The organism is Spirosoma litoris (assembly GCF_054776755.1).
Genome location: NZ_BAAHBI010000013.1, coordinates 1 through 4,597, shown reverse-complemented (window position 1 = coordinate 4,597; position 4,597 = coordinate 1). Strand labels below are relative to the sequence as shown.

Annotated in this window: 4 protein-coding genes; 1 reads left to right on the top strand and 3 read right to left on the bottom strand. The window is 47.2% G+C overall.

The annotated features are described in order from the left end of the window. Positions 1 to 391: 391 nt before the first annotated feature. Together ACYVGR_RS10765 and ACYVGR_RS10760 are read right to left on the bottom strand one after the other, a co-directional pair. Entirely contained in the window at positions 392 to 1,738 is a 1,347-nt protein-coding gene (locus ACYVGR_RS10765; protein WP_460956386.1) for a hypothetical protein, read from the bottom strand. 234 nt (positions 1,739 to 1,972) lie between these two features. Further along, positions 1,973 to 2,146, bottom strand: a complete 174-nt coding sequence (locus ACYVGR_RS10760; protein WP_460956385.1) for a hypothetical protein — start codon at positions 2,144 to 2,146, stop codon at positions 1,973 to 1,975. Positions 2,147 to 2,523: 377 nt separating this feature from the next. Here ACYVGR_RS10760 and ACYVGR_RS10755 point away from each other — a divergent pair, with 377 nt between their 5' ends. Further along, positions 2,524 to 3,246, top strand: a complete 723-nt coding sequence (locus ACYVGR_RS10755) for a hypothetical protein (protein ID WP_460956383.1) — start codon at positions 2,524 to 2,526, stop codon at positions 3,244 to 3,246. A gap of 239 nt (positions 3,247 to 3,485) precedes the next feature. On the opposite strand, the gene ACYVGR_RS10750 is transcribed toward ACYVGR_RS10755, so the two are convergent. Beyond that, on the bottom strand, positions 3,486 to 4,274 hold the full coding sequence (locus tag ACYVGR_RS10750; RefSeq protein ID WP_460956381.1) for a carboxylesterase family protein: 789 nt from the start codon (positions 4,272 to 4,274) through the stop codon (positions 3,486 to 3,488). Positions 4,275 to 4,597 lie beyond the last annotated feature (323 nt).

The following is a 4,597-nucleotide window of genomic DNA, read 5'->3' as shown; positions in this document are numbered from 1 at the left end:
CCGTGCGGCCTGTCACACGAGACCTGACCGTTACGTTACTGGCTGTTGTGTCCACCCAACATACTATTGTATGCAAAAACGCTTAATATTAATTAACTAGTAATCACTAGGTTATCATTAAGCGTAGGTTATCTTTGCGAGCATATAATCACTTGTACTGGCAAGACTACAACTTTGCGGTTACTTCTGCAACAGGAAGGATAAAACAGCCAAACTCGATAAAGCTAATTTGATTATACGGTGGTGAATATAGTTGGGGTACCGGTTTATATCTAGGTAAGCCCGACCATTACCCTACATCTCTTGAAACGCCCGAATTATAGAGACTCCCTCGTCTCAAGCTGGAGCCATTTAAGTAGGCAAGCTGGTAACCAATGTCGTGTTCACTACTTTACATAAACCGAGAGGAAACCAGAGAGATATCCGCCCACTGCCAGGCTTGCACAAACTGGGCTTTGGCTTGCTGAGCCCCTTTGACATTGCCTTGCCCCTGACGGGATTGGTAGAGACCATACAAGGCCCACCCGTTACGGGGATAGAGCACCAAATCCGCTAAATAGACCTGCTCGGCTTGTGGCCATTGCTTTGCTTCCAGCAGAACAGCGCCTAGATGATGGCGTACCGAGAACAGCCAGTCGGGGGGCTCATTGTAGTTGAGTTGATCTTCCAGCGCTACGGCTTCCTCCAGCAGGGCTATACTGCGGGAATAATGCTTTTCCTTAGCTGCCACTTCGCCCTGTAACACCCGTTGGGCAATCTGTAACAAGGCGTAAGTCGAGTTGATATTCCAGACTGTTAAGGCTTTCAAGGCGGTATCATTCGCCAGTTTGGTAAGCTGATTGAGTTCGGCTTTACTGTTGGCAAGCTCATGTTTAGCCAGATAAGCCATGCCTCGAGCGTAGTGCCAGATCGCCGTTGGGTAAGCTAAGGTGGGTTCTTCGTTCTTCATCTGTAGAATCGCATCCCACTGGCCAAACTTGATGGCCACATAGTACGGTTGGGTGTAGTAGTGCTGTAAGGTGCCCCAACCTGGTTGTTTCATAATCTGACGATCGGTTTCGGCGGCCATTCGACGAGCAGCGGCCATCGCCACTTTTTGGTTGCCTTCCAGCGTGGCTGTAGCCGCTATGAAGTGACTATTGTGGGGATAATACGACAAGGGGTAAGCACCCTGGGCGTGCAGCGCTTTCAGGTACCGTCGATCCGCTGCCAGCGCCCGCTGGTTGGCTAGGGTGCTCCGGTGATACTGACCCGTTCGAATGTAGATATGCGAGGGCATATGCTCCAGGTGGCCAGCGCCTACTACCCGGTTTTCGAGGAATCGCGCGCTGGCCAACCCCCGCTGGGGCTGCCGGGAAGCCTCCACGGCATGGATGTAGAAGTGGTGGATGCCCAGGTGCTGAGGATACTTCTTCAGTAAACGCTCCAGCGTGGCCACAATCTCGGGCGTCCAGGGTCTGGGGCTGCCATCTTTCTGCCAGAGGTCCCAGGGATGCAGGTCCATGATGGATTCGGCGTACAGAGCGCCCATGTCAGCATCATCAGGGAACTGCTGGTATAGCTGTTTCATGGCCAGGGAGTAGGCCTGATCATAGGGCGTCCGGCTGGCAACGGGCTGAGGGGGGTATCGTTTGGTCAGCGCCTTGATGAGCGCTTGCTCTTTCTGGGTAGCCTTAGAGGCTAGTTGTTGGGCTTTCTGCACGGCCTGATAAGCGCGGCTGTAATTGTCGTCTTCCATGCCAGCATTATAATTCGGTCCCAGTACGTAACTGAAGCCCCAGTAGCAGGCTGCACAAGTGGAGTCTAGGCGAGTGGCTTCGAAAAAGGAGCGGGCGGCTTCGGCGTGATTAAAGCCATAAGCTAACAGGAGTCCTTGGTCAAAATAGCGTTGGGCTTGAGGGCTTTTGGTGGTAATGGGAAAATGAAGTCCAGAAAGCCCAGTTAATAGGGGTGCCTTTTGGGAAGAGGCATACTAGGCTTTGTCATTGGTTAGTGTACCGCATAGCGGAACGTTGTTTTTAGCACCTACCGATGCAAGTGCAGTATCATCAGCAGCCGGGGCGGTGGTCACTGGATGTTGGTCACTTTTGGTCCTACAGTTCACTAATAATAAGGCCAGTAGTAGACTAGCGATTAGGTCTTTCATAAACTGAGACCGGATTAAGTTTTATGTAGTGATTCAGCGTAAATAAAGGTAAGCCGTTAGGTGCAGATGAGCAAGTCAGATCGGCTGGGCCAAGAATGGCTTGCGTAACATTGGAGGTAAAAAATAGGCTAAACACGACTTGGCCTGCCACTTGGCTGCTGCATCCGATTAATTTATCGGCTAGTTAAACACCCGAATTATCGATACGTAAATATCACTTCGTATCAGGCAGGAGCATTTTGTGAGATGTTCGTCATGCGCTAGATAAAGAAGGCTTTTCAGATAAATACCGTTTCATCAAAACAAGTAACGAGCTTGATCCTAAATGGCTATCTTGAGCGTTGATCGTTTGGCTAGCTTAGTAGCCTAAAAGACCCATGAAGCTCAACTTTTCATTTTCCTACCTACTTGCCTTTCTGTTGTTAGTAATTGTTATGTTGGAACTTCATGAATCGGTTCACATTATCGTGGGACGTATAATTTGTGGCTGCTGGGGGCCGCGCGATTTTAACGTTTGGTCATTATGTACGGGCTGCGCTAACTCCCATCCCCTCTGGTGGGTAGCTACCCTGGCTGGCCCCCTGGTTTCGTTCGGCTTAATGTGGTGGGGCATGCTCTGGCTTGATGCTAAAGAATCAACCAAGTCTTCTCTAGGCTTTTCCCTGATTTTTGCGAATATTCCCTTTGGCAGACTCAGCACGGTAATGCTGGGAGGGGGAGATGAAATGGTCGTAACCAGACAGTTACTCAAGCATCATTTTACCCCTACTCAACAGCTTTTCATCTGTTCGATTCTGGTTCTGGGTATTGTCGCCACGCCAGTGTTCAAAGCCTACCGAGTCATAACCAACCCAGGGGCTTGGCTTTATATAGTTGGTTTTTTAACCCTGCCGCTTTTGTTCATGTTACTTTATGTACTAACTGGATTAAATGCCTTATTAAATGCTGGTTTCCTAGCTACTCCTTGGCTGATGGGCACCCCTGTATTGATCACCCTTCACACCGGTATTGCCTTACTTAGTCTGCTATGGCTTCGTAAGGCGCTTTCTCTGAGCAGAGGCCAAGGCTACCAAGTAATCGCAAGTGATAAACAGCAGTAACCTTAAAGGCAGTATCCATGAAGACTTTATTTTTGTTTTATAAGCTCAGTGGCTGTTACAAAAGTCCTGACCGGCTCAATTGAGTATCAATCATGAACCTATCAGGACTTTTGTAACAGCTACGCCCCATTAATGACGCATATTCATAGAGACTATCCCTTCGTCTCAAGTGAGAGCCTTTTTTGAGAATAGTTTTAAGCAACTAATAGTTGGCTCAGGTGTGAGCCTATTACCGAACTTCATTTTTTAAATGAAAATAACCACGGCAGCAAATCTGGTTCGGCAAATACGTTGCCCGTAATATCATGTTTTAAACCTGGATATTCCGTGTATTTCGCATGTTTTGCACCGCTTTGTTGTAACGCTTTTATCAGGCTCCTATCTGGCCAGGGATTAATAACGTCATCAATCGAACCGTGAAAAATCCACACCGGAACATTGACGGCTAGTTTAGGATACAGCTCTACATTAGCCTGCCCACATATAGGAAAAGCAGCCGCAAAATAACCGGGATAATGGATGATCAAATCGTAAGTACCGAAGGCTCCAAGTGAAGTGCCGCCCAGATAAAGTCTTTTTCTGTCTGCAATTTTATGTTCAGCTAAACTGTCCATTAAAAGTTTCACCATCCGTTCTGGTGTTGAAAGTGCCAGGGTGTTCATTTTATGGTTAAAGGCTGCTGTTGTATCGTAGGGCGGCCCCGGAGGAATTTTGAACCACATGCTGTCCGCAGGACATTGCGGCAAAACTACCAGAGCAGGGAATTTTTTCCGGACCGAATCATGTAAAAACAAACTACCGCCATCAATGAATTGACGTTCATTATCATTTCCTCTTGCGCCTGCCCCATGCAGGAAAACTACCAAAGGGTATGACCTTGCGGGGTCATAACTTTCCGGATATAATATCCTGTAACGCAACGTGTCTTTCCCTTGGATAAAAAGCGCTTTTCTATAAGCACTGAAATCCTGCGCCTGTGAGAAATGAATACAAATCAATAGCGTAAGTAGCGATATGAAATTTTTCATTTGAACTATTTATAAATACGTTTAAAAACGTAGTGAATGCGCCTAACAGGACGCAGTTAACGTTTTCCGTTTTCGTAAAGCTAAGGGCTCCAAAGATTTTTCAAAATAAGATTGACGATTGCCTTGCTACGGCATCTGAGTGGCACATAATTATTGACCAGACCAATCATTGTCGAAAAAGTAAGGTAGCTCAATATGAGCGTTTTTGTGAGACGGATCTTTCGAGAGCAGTTAGCCTGAAGTTTTGTACTTTAGCTAACATATAACAGATTATACAACAGAATGTATCGCCCTGAAATAGCTTGACACTAACCGTGTAAAGT

Bases quoted from the DNA above. Each gene is read 5' to 3' on its own strand.
- ACYVGR_RS10765 (WP_460956386.1), bottom strand. From the start codon at position 1,738: ATGGAAGACGACAATTACAGCCGCGCTTATCAGGCCGTGCAGAAAGCC.
- ACYVGR_RS10760 (WP_460956385.1), bottom strand. From the start codon at position 2,146: ATGAAAGACCTAATCGCTAGTCTACTACTGGCCTTATTATTAGTGAAC.
- ACYVGR_RS10755 (WP_460956383.1), top strand. From the start codon at position 2,524: ATGAAGCTCAACTTTTCATTTTCCTACCTACTTGCCTTTCTGTTGTTA.
- ACYVGR_RS10750 (WP_460956381.1), bottom strand. From the start codon at position 4,274: ATGAAAAATTTCATATCGCTACTTACGCTATTGATTTGTATTCATTTC.